This window comes from Stenotrophomonas sp. EMP41 (genome assembly GCF_047495535.1).
GTDB classification, from domain to species: domain Bacteria; phylum Pseudomonadota; class Gammaproteobacteria; order Xanthomonadales; family Xanthomonadaceae; genus Stenotrophomonas; species Stenotrophomonas sepilia.
The window spans coordinates 2,034,871-2,050,384 of the sequence record NZ_CP179923.1; the positions used below are offsets into that span (position 1 = coordinate 2,034,871).

Here is a 15,514-nt window from a genome sequence, read left to right on the forward strand (position 1 = left end):
GCTCAGCCCCCGCTCACCGGCGGAAGGATCGCCACCCGGCCATCGTCGGGCAGCGCCTCGTGGTCGCGCAGCACCCGATGCTGGTCGGCGAATGCCGAATAGTCCAGCAGGCCCGCGCGGAAACCGGGCCAACGCAGCGGCAGCAGCTCGCGCAGCGCCTGGCGCAGATCCGCCACGGTGCCACCGGCTACATCCACGGCGATCTCGCGGCTGGCATCCAGATCGGAAAACGCACCGAACAACTGCAGATTCACCTGTCTCATCACGGCTCCTGGCTCGCCAGCTGCACCGGGTCCTGATGACCCCAGCCCTGCACGCGCACCGGCGTGCCGGCAGCGGCCACGCCGCCCTCGCCTTCGAGCACCACCCAGGCATTGGCCTGCAGCATGGACATCAAACGGAACGACTCCTGCCCAGCCAGCACGCGCGCACTCAGGCGCCCCTGCGCGTCTACTTCCACCCGCGCACGCGCGTGGAAGCGCAGGCCCGGCGGCGTGCGCACGTCGGCCTGCAGCGGCAACGTCAACACCGGCTCCGGTGCCAGCCCCAGCAGGCGGCGCAGCACCGGCTCGACGAAGAAGCGCTGGCCCACCGCAGCCGACACCGGGTTGCCCGGCAGGCCGAAATACAGCGCGCCATCGGGCAGCACCGCGAACAGCAACGGCTTGCCCGGGCGGATCGCCACCTTGTGGAACACGATGCGCGCACCTCGGCCACGCAGCGCGTCGGGAATGAAATCGTAGCGGCCGGCCGACACCGCGCCGGTGCTGATCAACAGCTGCGCACCTGCGTCCAGCGCTGCATCCAGTACCGCATTGAACGCGGCCACGTCATCGCCCACCGTGCCCTGCCAGACCACCTCGGCACCGGCGGCCTGCAGGCGACTGACCAGGTACGGCCGGTTGCTGTCACGAATCTGCCCGGATGCCAGCGCCTGCGCCGCATCGGTCACCAACTCCTTGCCGGTGGCGATCACCGCCGCCTTTGGCCGCGCCACCACCGCCACCTCGCCCACGCCGATGGCATGCAGCAGGGTGCGCGCGTTGATGTCCAGCACCTGCCCGGCCTGCAGCACGCGCTCGCCGTCGCTTACATCCTCGCCGCGCAGGCGCACGTTCTGGCCCGGCTTCACCAATGCCTTCAGGGCAATGCGGGTCGGGCGGCCATCCTCGCTGGCGAGGATCTCCACGTTCTCGACCGGTACCACCGTATCCAGCCCGGCCGGCATGCGCGCACCGGTCATGATTTCCCAGGCACCCTCGCCGCCTTCGGCGCCGGCATCGCCGGCCGCCTGCCAACCCTGCACGGCAAATTCGGTGCCGGCCTCGAACGTCGCGCCGTTGGCGCGCAGCGCGAAGCCGTCCATCGCCGAATTGTCGAACGGCGGCAGCGACTGTGCGCTGTGGATGTCACGGGCCAGCGTGCGGCCCGCGGCCTCGTGCAGCGGCAGGCGTTCGGCCGGCAGCGGCGTAGCCGCGTCCAGCAGGTGCTGCAAGGCCTCGCTGTAGGCAATCATCCGTGGCCACCGCCATCGACCATCGCCAGCGCATGACCCAGCACCGGTGCCAGGATGTCCAGGCACTGCGCCGCCGCCTTCGGGCTGCCGGGCAATGCAAACACGAGCATATTGCCCAGCTGCACCACCTCGGCGCGGCTCAGCCAGGCCATCGGCGTGTGCTGTGCACTGAGTGCCCGCACCATCTGCGCCAGGCCATGCACCGGCCGCGCATTCAACGAACGCAGCGCCTCCGGGGTCAGGTCGCGCGGGCCCAGCCCGGTACCGCCGGTACACAGGCACAGGCGCACGCCCTCGGCGGCCAAGGCCTGCAGGTGGCCCGCCAACGGCTCGATGCCATCGGGCAGTACCTCGGCGGCTACCACCTCGCCCCCCAGCTTCTTCAGCCCGGCCACCAGGGTCGGGCCGGATACATCCTCATAGGTGCCTTCGCTGGCGCGATCACTCAGCGTGATCACCGCGCAGGCCGCGCCTTCCAGGCCCTTCGGCGCACGCGGCTTGAACCGCTCACGCTCGGCCTCGTCCATGCCATCCGGGTGCAGCCAGACACCGCGCTTGCCGCCCTCCTTGAACAGCAGGCGGATGCCTTCGATGCGCAGCGCCGGTTCCACCGGCTTGCTCAGGTCGTACAGGGTCAGCAGCGCGGCGTTGACGCCGGCCAACGCCTCCATCTCCACACCGGTGCGCGCCTCGCTGGCGCACTCGCACCACACGCGGATCGCCTGCCGTTCCGGTACCGGCGCGCAGAACACCTGCACCAGTTCCAGCGGCAGCGGATGGCACAGCGGCATCAGCATCGACGCCATCTTGGCGCCCTGCAGGCCGGCAATCTCGGCCATCACCAGCGCATCGCCCTTGGGCAGGCGGCGCTCGACGATCAGTGGATACGCCACCGGACCGGCATGCAGCTCGCCCACTGCCACCGCACGGCGGCGGGTGATGCGCTTGTCGCGGACATCGGCCATATGGAAGGCCGCATTCAATTCCCCACTCATCGTGTTGCTCATCCTCCGATGGAGGCCAGGTGCGGGGTCAGCCCGGTCTGGCCCTGGTGCAGTCCATGCCCGGCCGCTTTCAGGCCAAGCTGGGTGGTGATGCGTGCCAGCAGCGCGTCGTGGTCCTCATCGCGCTGCAGCAGCGGTCGCAGCGGCACGCCGAACTCGCCGAACAGGCACAGCCGCAGGTCGCCCTTGGCGGTCACCCGCAGGCGGTTGCAGCCCTTGCAGAAGTCACGCGAATACGGGGCGATGATGCCGATGCTGCCGCGATGGTCAGGGTGGCTGAACTCACGGGCCGGGCCGGCATCGGCGGCGCGCGGGCGCTCGTGCCAGCCCGCGGCCAGCAGCTGCTCGATCACCCGATCAGCGCGCAGGTGGTGGCGCTGGAAATAGGCTTCGTTGTCGCCGGTGCGCATCAGTTCGATGAAGCGCACGCTGAAGGGGCGGTCACGCAGGTAGTCCATCCACTGCGGCAGCTCGTCGTCATTCAGGCCACGCAGCAGCACCGCGTTGAGCTTGATCGTCGGCAGGCCCAACGCCTGCGCCAGCGCCAGGCCCTGCTGGATCTCCGGCAGGCGGTCGTGCCCGGTGATGGTGTGGAAACGCTCGCGTTGCAGGCTGTCCATGCTCACGTTCAGCGCGGTCAGCCCGGCCCGGTGCCAGCCCGGCAGGCGCCTCGGCAGCAGCGTGCCGTTGGTGGTGATGGCCACCTTGCGGATGCCCGGCACCGCCGCCACGGTGGCGATGATCTCGTCCAGATCCTTGCGCAGGCTGGGCTCGCCACCGGTCAGGCGGATCTTGCTCATGCCCAGCGCCGCGAAGGCCCGCACCAGGCGGCCGATCTCCTCCACCTGCAGGAAACGCGGGCGGCCGTCGGCCTGGTACCCGTCGGGCAGGCAGTAGCTGCACCGGAAGTTGCAGGCTTCGGTGAGCGACAAGCGCAGGTACGGAAAGCTGCGTCCGAAGCTGTCGGTGAGTTGGCTCATGGCTGTTCCGCCTCCTGGTACCACCCTGCAGCCCTGCCCCTGAACGGGTTGTCGACCCCAACCCGCAGAGTGCGCTGGGGCGTTGAAAGCGTCAACCCGTGAGCCACGCAGCCTGAATTGGCGCCGCCTGTCGTGATAGGCCCTCCCCGCCCGGCCCGTTCGCCGTGACAACCTCGACCCCTGTCGCAGATTGCACGTTGCGGACGGATCACTACGCCAGCCAGCACTGCCGGGGCTTAACAGCGTTGGACAATGTCAAAAGCGTCTCCAATCGAGTGATGTTTGCAACTCTTCTGATTGGCATTGCACAGCACCAGGGGCTCAGATGGCGTGCCACCTCAAAAGGGTGGCCGGGCTTCGAACACCCGAGTTGATGTTGATGTATGCGCTTGCCAGCCGGCGCCACCCTAGCGTGGCGCCGGCTGGCAATCCGTCTGCCGGCTATGGCGGGCGGTGCGTGGGGGCCTTCGGGCCCGCCGGACTGACATCAACCCGGTGTTCGAACCACGTACCGTCCGCCACTTTTATGGGTGGCGGCTACCGATTGCCCTGCACGGAGCCTTGCCATGAACGAATCGGACCTCCCGCATCTGCACGCCTACCGCAGCACCGCCGGCGACGACGGTTCGCCACAAGCCGCGCCGCCCGTGGACAGGAACACCTTCATTGCCAACCTCCACCGCATCGGCTCCGGTGCGGCGGCTGATGGGCAGCCGTGGCCGGAGCGTCACCAGCTGCCCGGCCGCTGCCTGGCCCTGGCCGATGCCGATTGCGCGTTGAACGGGTTGCGGGTGGTGCTGGAAATGCTGCTGGCGGCCGAACGCACCCGGCAGAACGGCGAACCCGGGCAGTACGTGGGCGACCGGGTGATGGAGGGGTTGGTCATGGCTTGCCAGTCGCTGTGCGCGCAGGCGGTGGGGCGGTTGCAGGTGGGTGAGCAGTAGCCTCTATCGATGTCGCGCCTGCCCTCTTTTCGCCCCGGCGTTCGCCCGCTCAAATGCGACGCCCTTCGCCTTACTCACCCTGTGACGGCCGCTCCAGACTGGCGCGCGCCACCATTCTTCTGACGACACGACCATGCTGGCAAGGGTGATCAGGGCAATTGAATCACTCGCACTTTCAGAGCTGTGCAGACGGAGGCATCAGAAACCAATGCAGAATTTCAAAAGCACCTTGGCGTTGCTCGTGGCCGCCGGTTGCTGCGTGGCCCCAGACATGGCGCACGCGTTCCAGCTGATCAGAGAAGAGGCAGATATCAGGCTTGTGGATGGCACACCCGCGATCTGCATCCCGGAAAAAGCGAAGGGCTCGTTCCCAGTGGCCAACCTGCTACTGCTGGAGTACTACACGCTCGAATCCGAAAGCTGGGCCATCCGCCTGAAGGACGATGCCAAGCCAATGAAGCTAAAGCCTGGCAACTGCATTGCATACGGCTCAATACCAGACGGCTACGAGCGGGATGGGCCCGACAACAGGGAGAATTTTCAACTGAAATTGAACACAACCTACTACTTTCAAGCAATTCGACAAATTCCAAATCTCTGGTATCTGCGTACCGCAATCTATGAAGCCACATTCTGTCTCAAGACAGATGCCGATGGAGCCCTCAGCATTCAGAAGAAATCAGCATGCCCCGACTTCAGCCGATGAAACTTCCCATCCCCGCAACAATCCTCGCCCTCCTGCTTCTGAGCAGCTGCGGCCACACCCCGGACCGGGAGTTGCCGGACCGAAGCCTATCTCCCAGCACCGACGCAGGCGTGGTCAATGTGGCCATCAAAGTCCCTACTGAGCTCGAAACGATGGACGTGCGAGTCGTGTACCGTTCAAAGACTTGCACCATCACCAGCTACTCTGCCTCCGGAATTCCGTATGATCGAGATGGCTATCAGCGGATGGACTTGAAGCCCATCCAGCAGCGAGAGAGCAGACTGTTCGAGGCCAAAGTGCCGGTGAATGGAGGTGGCACCTGCAACTGGCAACTGAGCAATATCACCTTCGGCGCGGAGTACAAAGACACCTCCGCGTTTGGCGAGGGCATTCGATCCGGCCGTCCCGCCGGCATGATTGTCTTTTTTGATGACAACAATTCGCCCAACGGCCGCTGGGGTATCAAAGTCGACGGAGATCTGACAGTTGTGCGGGACTACTACCCATGGCTCAGTGAAAGGTTCCTTGGAGGCCATACAAAGTCAATGAGCCTGATCACGAACGGGGATTACCACCTAACTTACAAGGCACCTGATGCCCGCAATGTCCATTTCGAACCCATCCTACATTCGCAGTTTCTCACGCGATCCGTGGGACCTAAAGTCAAAGCCAAAGGCAACAGGACGATCTTCTACTATCCGGATGGCAGCAATTCGTTCGAAGCTTACAGCTGGCCGAATCACTCGAAACTGCAGGCAATCCGGATGGCAGCCGAAGCGCAGCGCCAGGCCCTGTCCGATTCCGAAGGGTGAATCCCATGCGCAGCGCCCTTCAGCGAGGATCGCCTTCAGCAGGCGTCAGTGCTCGCTGAAAGCGCTCCTCAGATCGACGCCGATGATCGGCGAGAAGTCCACCTTGCACAGCTCCAGCTCGAAGAGCTGATCGTGATTGTCCAGGCACAGGGTGACTCTCACCGGCACGCCGTCGGCATCGGCAAGCATCGCCGTGGCAATGTCGCTTCCGAAGACCTGGGTCGTGCTGGACAGGAACACCACGCCCCCGAATCCGACAACCTCCACGTCCTCCACCTGGGCGAGCGCCAGATCCTTCAACAACCGTTCGGACAGCTCGGTCGTCTCGGGCAGCAGCCTGTGGATGAGGGAGACCTCGTCGGGCGTGAGGAATCTGGGCACGGAATGTCCTTCAGGGCACTGCACCCGCCATCGGCAGATGCTCGATCCGCCATGTCCTGGCGTAGATAAGAATTACGCTTCCGGTCGAGGTGGTCTCGATACGGAAACACTTCAGGCCGGACAACGGATAGCCGACCGCCTTCCAACGATCAAGAAGATGAGCAAGCCCCGGCTCGTCGTCCTCGACCCTGGCGAACTCTATTCCCTCCTCCCCCAGTACGCCGAAGTTCATGAGCGCCGAGCACCCGTAGGCTTCCGAGAAGCAGACGGTTGCCTGCCGGCCGTCCGGCCAGCGCACGTGGACCTTTACCTCGTCGCATACGCCAGGTTTGCTCCTATCAATGTTGATGGCCAGCAACGTGGCGTCACACCATTCGAGGGAGTTGAAATCTTGGTTCATCTACTGGAATCCACCAGATGCATACCACGGTGGTGCGGCCTCGTCCGCCCCTTCCTCTCTCTCACCACTCCTGAAGCTCCCCAAGGTTGAGATGCCGAGCATAGGAGCGCCGACTACTGATCTGCACCGGCTTGGATGCGAAACTCCGGCCGTCCCTGCATTCAACGCCGAATTGGTAGCTCTGGGGTTCCGGCCCTGCAACGACCATCATGGGGACCGCGAATGTGCTTCCAACCGGTTTCGACGAAACTACACCTTCGCCCTCCCCGAGCATGCTCAGCTCACAATCGAGAGCGCGAACGTCACCCTGACCTGGCGGCACGCTTCCCGAGACGCGCACGATCATATCGCCACCCGATGTTGCACAGCCGGCCAGAACCAGACCGGCAATGACAGCGGCGGCACACCTCACCTTTGGCATCCCCGAATCCTCAGTACGCGCTTCGACGTCTCACGCCGATAGCCATTCAGGTACGCATCAACCGAGGCGGAGCTTACCGATTGGCTTTCACTCCTTTAATAATAATTGCCATAAACATGCCGCAGATCAGGAGCGACCCCAGCGCCATTGGCAACATTACAAAATAATCGCCCCTCTCAAGGTGGCCAATCGCATACGCCTTCAATACAAGATAGGACGAGGACCTCAAGAAGATTAGCGCAAAGAACAACAAACCAAGCCAATTAAATATTTTCTTGCGCATATGCATATCATCTCCATTATTTGCAATTGCACCCGGACCCACCCGAAACATCCTTCACCGCCTTCATGGCATCCAGTGCATCCTTGTCAGTGGCTACGCGTTGCAACAGTTTCCGTGTGGCCTTAAGGTGACCGCTGAACGTCAAGCCAAACGACAACAGCTCTCCCGTCTTCGCGCCAACTGGCCCCAGCAACTCCCCGCCCACCTCGGTGTAGATGGATTCTCTTTCCTTTCCATCTTGAGCGGTTTGTATCGCTGACACTCCATCGTACGCCGTTGCTCCACCATTCACCATTACCAGGAATCCGGGGATTGCAACTTCGGGCTGCAGAGACAAAACACCGGCAATGGTGGCTCCTGCGCCATTCACAGCTTCCAAGCCTCCAAAGGTGACGTCTGCCACACCGAACGTCATGCCTAAGTAGTCGACGCACTCGCAGGGACACAAACCAAGTGGATCTATCAAAGACGACGGGACGCCACCTGCGTATCCGTATGTGCTGATCCCGCCCCTGAGTCCAATGCGATCACTCTGCGAATACCGCCCCACTGCAGGGTCGTATTCCCGCTGGTAGTTGTAGAACAGCCCACTCGCATCCGTCGCCTGCTGGCCCGGGAAGCGCAGCGCCAGTTCGAACGCCACACCATCGCCATCTGGATCGGCACTTGGGATCTGGTTGCCGAACACCTCGCTCTTGTTGCTCCACTCCCAGATCGCGACATTCCGTACCGGATCGATCACCACGCGCGGCGTGCCAAGATGATCCGGCTGCACGTAGGCCAGTTCCGGCACGCCGGTGGCCGGCATGTTGATCAACGCCACCGGGTAGTTGTCCAGCCAGATGACCTGCTGTTGCGCCTGGCCCGTGGCCGAGTAGTTGCCCAGCCACTGCCCTGCTTCGTCGTACAAGGTGATCCGTGCTGCGCCACCGGCCGGGGTACGCAGAACGCGTTCACCGCGGTGGTTGTAACCGTAGCTTTCCAGTACGGCATTGCCCTGCTTCACCGCGTTCATGCGGTTGGCATCGTTGTAGATGAACGTCTTGCCGCCGATGCTGGTGGTGTTGCCCACTGCGTCATGGTTGCGCGCTTCGCCGTCCACGGCGGTCAGCCGGTGGCTGGTTGCGGAATAGGTGTGGCTGGCAGTGCCTGCTGAAGTGGCAGCGAGGTGCGATTACCGGTGGCGCCGGGGCATAGGTTAATTCGGCATGATGAAAATCCAGGGCTCAGTGGCAATTATTCAGGGCATCCCTAGGGACGCTCGCCTTAAATAAGCCGATGCCCCGCAAAATGAGATCGCTCCCACAAGCCAGCTTCCAAGTAACAGCGATGGCCAAAGGTCTGCTACCAATGCCGTTGCTCCGAATCTCTCAAGGCTCTTTACAAGCAAGCGCCCCCCATCAATTGCCAGATTGGAAGAAGTTACAGCCACGACCCCGAGTACAAGACCAGCGATCAACCCCACCACTAAACTTCGCGGGATGCGGCGCATACTTTCGGCTCGAGAGAGCGCAAAGAATGTGACCGAAAGGAGTAATGAGAGAAGCAGTACGTAGGGAACTCGCATCGCTCCTATCTTCATGAAAGCGGATATCCATACCCATCCCGCAAAATTCACAGAAGCAGATAGAGTGAAGCAAATCAACGATGAGAAAATTCTATCCTTCACTTGACTGGACATTCCGCTGCCTTTGCACTCTTTTGAAGAACACCTGGGAAGAGGGTTTGCTTGATTCCACACATTCCGCCCAACGCCCCGGACACATGGCTCGCACACCAGAATCCACGCGCATCCCCCCACTCCTCCGCGTTCGCAATGGGAGTCAACTCTTGCTCCGGAGTCAAAGGGATCCAGCCATAGCGCAGACGATAGCGGCTCCAACCTCATAGCTCGCCAGCGCTCCTCCCCCCACTGTTGCAACACCGGCAACAAAGGGCACTTCAACAAACAACGTCAGAACGGACGCACCAGACATCGGCAAAGTCAACCATGTCGGAGGCTGAACGTAGGACATGCATGACTTGAAGTACTTGCCGTATGTCTTTTTGATGAATGGGCGCATCAGAACCATTATCGTCTTCGCACAATCCAAGAGAATCGGACGGTGAAATCGGATTCCCACCAACATACGCAAAGCTTGCAATCCCCCCAAGTAGACCGATGGGATCGCTCTGCGAATACCGCCCCACCGCCGGGTCGTACTCGCGATGATGGTTGTAGAACAGCCCACTCGCATCCGTCGCCTGCTGGCCCGGGAAGCGCAGCGCAAGCCCAAACGCCACACCATCGCCATCCGGGTCAGCACTCGGAATCTGGTTGCCGAACACTTCGCTCTTGTTGTTCCACTCCCAGATCGACACATTCCGTACCGGATCGATCACCACGCGCGGTGTGCCCAGATGATCCGGCTGCACGTAGGCCAGTTCCGGCACGCCTGTAGCCGGCACATTGATCAGCGCTACCGGATAGTTGTCCAGCCAGATGGCCAGCTGCTCCGCCTGGCCGGTGGCCGAGTAGTTGCCCAGCCACTGCCCTGCTTCGTCGTACAGGGTGATCTGCGCTACGCCACTACCCGAGGTAGGCAGCACGCGCACGCCGCGATGGTTGTAACCGTAGCTCTCAATTGTGGCGTCACCCAACTTCACCGAGCTCATGCGGTTGGCATCGTTGCAGGTGAAAGAGAAGCCCCGCGTGAGCGGGGCTTCGGATATGCAGCTCACTTAAATTCCTCCTGCACCAAGAAACAGGAGCATCAGCAGAGTAAATAATTGCAGCGCCGCAACGATGATGGCTAACCATTTCGGAATCCTGCTCGCGAACAAAAACATGATCACGTTAAGCCCTACAAACATAGCCGGTATTACAACGTAAAATGTCGCGTCTCCAAGATACGGATATGGGAAGCCTCTCACAGCGCCCGGGTAGCCAGGAGCATCTCGTCCTGCGACAGCAATGAATCCCAAAATAGATTTTACGAACCATACGAGCAGAAACAGAGCGAACACCAATCGGCGCCTTGAGCCCTTCTTTAGCACATTATTCATGGCCCCAAAGACCTCGCAGCGCGGGAACCGAGATACTCAAAAATCATCGGCCCCATAAGCTGATTCATGATCGGATTCGGCCCGACGCCGGTTCCAACGATTTGCGCACCCACCACACCATTCCTCTGTTGAATTTAAATAGTGACCGATCCGCCAAATTGGTGACCTGGCAAGGCCACATTCTTGATGGTTCTCTCGCAAGGATCCACGGTCTGATTGATTGGATTTCCTTTTGTCAGACCTGGCAGCACAAGGTTGCGACTTCCGTCTTGTGCGGGGGGCGCACCAGGCGCTGAGAATTTTCTCATCGCGTTAAAGGCCTGATCCGGCGTACACCCGCCAGCACACATCGGAACCCAAATGTAGTAGTCGTGATATCCGACTCTTGGAGAATTTGAACTCCCCCCGTCTGCAAGATAGATCGCTCTGAATGCCGCCCCCTGCTCCAACCCAAGCGGATCAATCAAGCTGATCGGGTTTCCACTGACATAGGCATAAGTGCTGATACCTCCAGCCAAGCCGATTGGATCACTCTGCGAGTACCTCCCCACTGCCGGGCCGTACTCCCGTTTGTAGTTGTAGAACAGGCCACTCGCTTCGGTGGCCTGCTGGCCCGGGAAGCGCAGCGCCAGCTCGAATACCACACCATCGCCATCCGGGTCTGCACTCGGAATCTGGTTGCCGAACACCTCGCTCTTGTTGCTCCACTCCCAGATCGAGACATTCCGTACCGGATCGATCACCACGCGCGGTGTGCCCAGGTGATCCGGCTGCACGTAGGCCAGTTCCGGCACGCCGGTGGCCGGCATGTTGATCAACGCCACCGGGTAGTTGTCCAGCCAGATGACCTGCTGTTGCGCCTGGCCCGTGGCCGAGTAGTTGCCCAGCCACTGCCCTGCTTCGTCGTACAAGGTGATCTGCGCTGCGCCACCGGCCGGGGTACGCAGCACGCGCTCACCGCGATGTTGTAGGCGTAGCTTTCCAGTACAGCATCGCCCTGCTTCACTGCGTTCATGCGGTTGGCATCGTTGTAGGTGAACGTCTTGCCGCCGATGCTGGTGGTGTTGCCCACCGCGTCATGGTTGCGCGACTCGCCATCCACCGCAGTCAGGCGATGGCTGGTTGCGGGATAGGTGTAGCTGGCGGTGCCTGCCGAGGTGGTCAATGCGATGCGATTGCCGGTGGCGTCATACGCATAGGTTTCAATCGGCGTGCCGGTCGTGCCGTCCTGGGTCTGGGTCAGGCGGCCCAGCGTGTCGTAGGCGTACTTGGCGAGCACCGCCGAGCCCGCGCCGTTCTTCAGTTCGGTGATTGAACCGACCGGGTCATAGCCATAGCCCAGCGACAGGCCGCCTGCGGCCGGGTCGTGCACTGCTTGCGGGCGGTAGTCCAGATCCAGCGGACGCTGTAGCTGGCGGCCGTTGCCATAGGTCCAGCCAGTCGCCAGGCCGAAGGCCGCATAGGTCACGTTGTTCACCACGATCTGGCGTGCCTGGCCAGGCCGGGTCAGGCCGATCTGAGTGATGCGGCCCTGGGTATCTCGCACGTAGTCAGCCACGCTTCGAATGTCTCGCACTGACGTAGCAGCATCCTGCCGCCAAAGGCGTTGTCCAGTCCATCTTTCAGGGGATTGCGAACCACGTATCGACGACCTCCTGAGTTTTATGTTATGCCCTACGGAAATACGTGCTCACAGATCATCCACAGTCTCTCGAGAACTAGAGGCAGCGTCTGGCTGACGATCGTACATAGCGGTAAATGCCTCAGGTGATGGTTGGTTGCCGGATGGGTGTGGCTCTCGCTTCCTGCCAACATGGTCAGTGTGTTGCGATTGCCAGTATCGGTAGGCAGAGGTCCCAATCGGCCTGCTGGAGACTTTAATTAGCGGGCGTAACATTAGTTCACAGTCCCCAGAAGCCATCCCAGATCAAGCGCCACCAAGATTTGGCTATTCGGGCCGCTTCACTTGGCTTTCTTGTGAGAGCCACAATGACCCATACGGTGCTTCCGCCCATGATGCCTAGCCCAACCAATGTCATTAGCGCGGGGCTTATGTGCCTATAAAACCACCAGCCTAGGAGGACCAGGATCATCAAAGCAACATAGCGGAGCAGCAATCCAGTTTTCATAGTCCTATGGTTCCTACTTCCTGCAAGAATTCCCTTGGCTTATGGACAGCCTCCTTAACGTGCTTCTCCATAATATCAATCCAAAAAGGCTCACCGGGGTCATCTGACTCAGTTCCCCAAGGCAACAAACCCGAGTATGTCTTCAGGACGTCGCCCCTCGAATAGTTGCTACTGTCTTCACAGGCTGCCTCCGCCCACTGCTGCTCGGCGCGAGCCCACGCCTTCTGGCCACTAGTGATGTTCCAGACGCCCAGCCCAATACTTGCGGAGCCCGGTGCGGCAGTCACTACTGCCCCCTCCATGCCAAGTCCTCCAGCGATCCTCAGCGTACCCGAAGCAAGCAAGCGCCCAGCGTTGATCGCATTCCCAATTGCGACGGCTGTCTTGTGCACGTTCCTTAATCCCAACGGGTCTATTAAGCTAAGTGAATTTCCGCCAACGTATCCGTAGGTGCTGATTCCGCCTCGTAACCCAATCGGATCACTCTGCGAATACCGCCCCACCGCCGGGTCGTACTCGCGATGATGGTTGTAGAACAGCCCACTCGCATCCGTCGCCTGCTGGCCTGGGAAGCGCAGTGCCAGTTCGAACGCCACACCATCCCCGTCCGGGTCTGCACTCGGAATCTGGTTGCCGAACACCTCGCTCTTGTTGCTCCACTCCCAGATCGAGACATTCCGTACCGGATCGATCACCACGCGCGGTGTGCCCAGGTGATCCGGCTGCACGTAGGCCAGTTCCGGCACGCCGGTGGCCGGCATGTTGATCAACGCCACCGGGTAGTTGTCCAGCCAGATGACCTGCTGTTGCGCCTGGCCCGTGGCCGAGTAGTTGCCCAGCCACTGCCCTGCTTCGTCGTACAAGGTGATCTGCGCTGCGCCACCGGCCGGGGTACGCAGCACGCGCTCACCGCGATGTTGTAGGCGTAGCTTTCCAGTACAGCATCGCCCTGCTTCACTGCGTTCATGCGGTTGGCATCGTTGTAGGTGAACGTCTTGCCGCCGATGCTGGTGGTGTTGCCCACCGCGTCATGGTTGCGCGACTCGCCATCCACCGCAGTCAGGCGATGGCTGGTTGCGGGATAGGTGTAGCTGGCGGTGCCTGCCGAGGTGGTCAATGCGATGCGATTGCCGGTGGCGTCATACGCATAGGTTTCAATCGGCGTGCCGGTCGTGCCGTCCTGGGTCTGGGTCAGGCGGCCCAGCGTGTCGTAGGCGTACTTGGCGAGCACCGCCGAGCCCGCGCCGTTCTTCAGTTCGGTGATTGAACCGACCGGGTCATAGCCATAGCCCAGCGACAGGCCGCCTGCGGCCGGGTCGTGCACTGCTTGCGGGCGGTAGTCCAGATCCAGCGGACGCTGTAGCTGGCGGCCGTTGCCATAGGTCCAGCCAGTCGCCAGGCCGAAGGCCGCATAGGTCACGTTGTTCACCACGATCTGGCGTGCCTGGCCAGGCCGGGTCAGGCCGATCTGAGTGATGCGGCCCTGGGTATCGCGCACGTAGTCGGCCACGCTGCCGTCGGGGTAGGTCAGCGCAGTCAGGCGGCCCGACTTGCTATAGGCATAGCGCAGCGTGCTGGCGACACCATTGATGGTCTGCACTTTGCGGGTGACCTGGCCGAAGCGGTCGTGGCAGTACTGGGTGCTGCCATTGGCGTGCAGCACTTGCCCCAGGCGCCCCTTGGCAAAGCGCTCGTCGGTGGTACACGCGGCAGGCGCCACGTCGTAGCTGTAGCCCACGTCCAGATTGGGGTCCGGGTAGGCGATACCGATCAGGCGGTTGAGTGCATCGTAGTGATAGGCGGCGGTGACGCCACGCGCATCGGTAGCCGTCTTGCGATTGCCAGCCGCGTCCACGGTGAAGCTGCTGGCGCCACTGTCCGGGCTGACTTGCCCGGTCAGATCACCGAAACCGTTATAGGCATAGCCTGCTCTTCCCGGGCTTCACGCGCGGCTCGCACCGCTACCTGGCAACCGGCCACACCCTCCAACGCGAGGATCCTGCTGCGGTGGTGGCCGCGATTCAATCGGTCTCCGACACCTCGAAGTAGCCGTTCCAGGCAACGGCTTCGCCCGTTGTTCCCCGCTACTGCCCGCGCAGGCGCACCGCGAAGTACCGCGCCGGGGAAAGGCCAAGCGCTTTCTTGAACATCGTGATGAAGGCCGTCACCGACTCATAGCCCAGCGTCTCGGAAACGCGTTGTACGGGTGCACCGGCGGCGAGTTCCCGAATGGCGATGAGGAGGTGCAGCTGCTGCCGCCAGCGCCCGAAGGACAATCCCGTTTCCCGTTCGATGAGCCGGGTCAACGTGCGCTCGCCCAGGGCCAGGCGCACTGCCCACTGGCCGATGGTGCTGCGGTCTGCCGGATCCGCCGACAGCGCGGCCGCCAACGCCCGCACCTTCGGGTGATGGCTGACCGGCAGCGACAGATGCTCGGCCGGCATCTGTACCAGCTCGTCCAGCAACACCCGCGCCAGCCGGTCGGTGTGGCTGCCATGCGGATAGTCCAGCGGCGCGTCTGCCAGGTGCAGGATCATCTCGCGCAGCATCGGCGAGATGTCCAGCGTCACGCACTGCATGGGCAGATCGACGACGCCGGGCTCGACGAACAGATAGCACAGGCGCGCGTTGGCGGTGGCGCGGTTGCTGTGCGGCATGCCGCCCGGAATCCAGACGCCACACTGGGGCGGCACGATCCACAGCGCATTGGCGACTTCGCAGGTCACCGCCCCATGCAGCGCAAGAATCAGCTGGCCCTTTCGATGCTCATGCACCGGAATTTCCGCGTCGTGCTCGGCCACCTGCAGGCGGCTGGCAACCGCCGGGCGATCGGTCTCGTCCGGGTCCAGGTCAAAGCCGGGGAGCGAAATGCGAGCCATTCTCACATTGACCG

The 15,514-nt window shown here is 62.0% G+C and carries 12 protein-coding genes and 5 pseudogenes; 4 read left to right on the plus strand and 13 right to left on the minus strand.

From position 1 onward, the window contains the following. Positions 1-2 precede the first annotated feature (2 nt). Genes ACMGRF_RS09320 through moaA form a run of 4 tightly spaced genes read right to left on the minus strand, consistent with a single transcriptional unit; the run spans position 3 to position 3,500 of the window. Positions 3-263: a MoaD/ThiS family protein gene (locus ACMGRF_RS09320; protein ID WP_099486074.1), complete on the minus strand. Its 261-nt coding sequence runs from the start codon at positions 261-263 to the stop codon at positions 3-5. Next, positions 263-1,516: a gephyrin-like molybdotransferase Glp gene (gene glp, locus ACMGRF_RS09325; protein ID WP_414485874.1), complete on the minus strand. Its 1,254-nt coding sequence runs from the start codon at positions 1,514-1,516 to the stop codon at positions 263-265. Before glp ends, ACMGRF_RS09320 begins: the two co-directional genes overlap by 1 nt. Beyond that, entirely contained in the window at positions 1,513-2,511 is a 999-nt protein-coding gene (moaCB, locus tag ACMGRF_RS09330; RefSeq protein ID WP_414485875.1) for a bifunctional molybdenum cofactor biosynthesis protein MoaC/MoaB, read from the minus strand. The genes glp and moaCB overlap by 4 nt, the downstream gene beginning before the upstream one ends. Positions 2,512-2,519: 8 nt before the next feature. Then, positions 2,520-3,500, minus strand: a complete 981-nt coding sequence (gene moaA / locus ACMGRF_RS09335; protein ID WP_414485876.1) for a GTP 3',8-cyclase MoaA — start codon at positions 3,498-3,500, stop codon at positions 2,520-2,522. 566 nt (positions 3,501-4,066) lie between these two features. On the opposite strand from moaA, the gene ACMGRF_RS09340 reads away from it, so the two are divergent. The 3 genes from ACMGRF_RS09340 (at position 4,067) to ACMGRF_RS09350 (ending at position 5,962) form a co-directional block, all read left to right on the plus strand. After that, positions 4,067-4,444 carry a hypothetical protein gene (locus ACMGRF_RS09340; RefSeq protein WP_414485877.1) on the plus strand — a complete coding sequence of 126 codons (378 nt, stop codon included), beginning with the start codon at positions 4,067-4,069 and terminating at the stop codon, positions 4,442-4,444. A 208-nt stretch (positions 4,445-4,652) separates the two neighbouring features. Next, positions 4,653-5,150, plus strand: coding sequence for a hypothetical protein (locus ACMGRF_RS09345; RefSeq protein ID WP_134709319.1), 498 nt, complete (start codon positions 4,653-4,655; stop codon positions 5,148-5,150). Further along, positions 5,129-5,962 (plus strand): hypothetical protein, encoded by an 834-nt coding sequence (locus ACMGRF_RS09350; RefSeq protein WP_414485878.1) that lies wholly within the window; start codon positions 5,129-5,131, stop codon positions 5,960-5,962. The genes ACMGRF_RS09345 and ACMGRF_RS09350 overlap by 22 nt, the downstream gene beginning before the upstream one ends. Before the next feature lie 45 nt (positions 5,963-6,007). On the opposite strand, the gene ACMGRF_RS09355 is transcribed toward ACMGRF_RS09350, so the two are convergent. From ACMGRF_RS09355 to ACMGRF_RS09390, 8 genes and pseudogenes are all read right to left on the minus strand, one after another. Next, entirely contained in the window at positions 6,008-6,343 is a 336-nt protein-coding gene (locus ACMGRF_RS09355; protein ID WP_134709321.1) for a DUF6984 family protein, read from the minus strand. A gap of 10 nt (positions 6,344-6,353) precedes the next feature. Next, positions 6,354-6,743 carry a hypothetical protein gene (locus tag ACMGRF_RS09360; protein ID WP_070489794.1) on the minus strand — a complete coding sequence of 130 codons (390 nt, stop codon included), beginning with the start codon at positions 6,741-6,743 and terminating at the stop codon, positions 6,354-6,356. Positions 6,744-7,237: 494 nt separating this feature from the next. Further along, positions 7,238-7,453, minus strand: coding sequence for a hypothetical protein (locus ACMGRF_RS09365; protein WP_049413534.1), 216 nt, complete (start codon positions 7,451-7,453; stop codon positions 7,238-7,240). Positions 7,454-7,463: 10 nt separating this feature from the next. After that, a pseudogene (locus tag ACMGRF_RS09370) lies at positions 7,464-8,632 on the minus strand (RHS repeat-associated core domain-containing protein); the annotation flags it as partial. Between the two features lie 900 nt (positions 8,633-9,532). Further along, positions 9,533-10,129, minus strand: a pseudogene (locus tag ACMGRF_RS09375) (RHS repeat-associated core domain-containing protein); the annotation flags it as partial. Positions 10,130-10,168: 39 nt separating this feature from the next. After that, positions 10,169-10,453, minus strand: a complete 285-nt coding sequence (locus ACMGRF_RS09380; protein ID WP_152904726.1) for a hypothetical protein — start codon at positions 10,451-10,453, stop codon at positions 10,169-10,171. Between the two features lie 485 nt (positions 10,454-10,938). Next, positions 10,939-12,053, minus strand: a pseudogene (locus tag ACMGRF_RS09385) (RHS repeat-associated core domain-containing protein); the annotation flags it as partial. Between the two features lie 564 nt (positions 12,054-12,617). Beyond that, positions 12,618-14,545, minus strand: a pseudogene (locus ACMGRF_RS09390) (RHS repeat-associated core domain-containing protein); the annotation flags it as partial. Between ACMGRF_RS09390 and ACMGRF_RS09395 the strand changes: the two are divergent. Continuing rightward, positions 14,539-14,670 (plus strand): annotated as a pseudogene (locus tag ACMGRF_RS09395) (alpha/beta hydrolase); the annotation flags it as partial. The pseudogenes ACMGRF_RS09390 and ACMGRF_RS09395 sit on opposite strands and share 7 nt — an antisense overlap. Before the next feature lie 35 nt (positions 14,671-14,705). Here the strand turns inward: ACMGRF_RS09395 and ACMGRF_RS09400 are convergent. Then, positions 14,706-15,500 carry a helix-turn-helix domain-containing protein gene (locus ACMGRF_RS09400; RefSeq protein WP_049413092.1) on the minus strand — a complete coding sequence of 265 codons (795 nt, stop codon included), beginning with the start codon at positions 15,498-15,500 and terminating at the stop codon, positions 14,706-14,708. Positions 15,501-15,514 lie beyond the last annotated feature (14 nt).

Coding starts and splice junctions, on each gene's coding strand:
- ACMGRF_RS09320 (WP_099486074.1), bottom strand. CDS start 263: ATGAGACAGGTGAATCTGCAGTTGTTCGGTGCGTTTTCCGATCTGGAT.
- ACMGRF_RS09365 (WP_049413534.1), bottom strand. CDS start 7,453: ATGCATATGCGCAAGAAAATATTTAATTGGCTTGGTTTGTTGTTCTTT.
- ACMGRF_RS09400 (WP_049413092.1), bottom strand. CDS start 15,500: ATGGCTCGCATTTCGCTCCCCGGCTTTGACCTGGACCCGGACGAGACC.
- moaA (WP_414485876.1), bottom strand. CDS start 3,500: ATGAGCCAACTCACCGACAGCTTCGGACGCAGCTTTCCGTACCTGCGC.
- ACMGRF_RS09345 (WP_134709319.1), top strand. CDS start 4,653: ATGCAGAATTTCAAAAGCACCTTGGCGTTGCTCGTGGCCGCCGGTTGC.
- glp (WP_414485874.1), bottom strand. CDS start 1,516: ATGATTGCCTACAGCGAGGCCTTGCAGCACCTGCTGGACGCGGCTACG.
- ACMGRF_RS09340 (WP_414485877.1), top strand. CDS start 4,067: ATGAACGAATCGGACCTCCCGCATCTGCACGCCTACCGCAGCACCGCC.
- ACMGRF_RS09360 (WP_070489794.1), bottom strand. CDS start 6,743: ATGAACCAAGATTTCAACTCCCTCGAATGGTGTGACGCCACGTTGCTG.
- moaCB (WP_414485875.1), bottom strand. CDS start 2,511: ATGAGTGGGGAATTGAATGCGGCCTTCCATATGGCCGATGTCCGCGAC.
- ACMGRF_RS09350 (WP_414485878.1), top strand. CDS start 5,129: ATGCCCCGACTTCAGCCGATGAAACTTCCCATCCCCGCAACAATCCTC.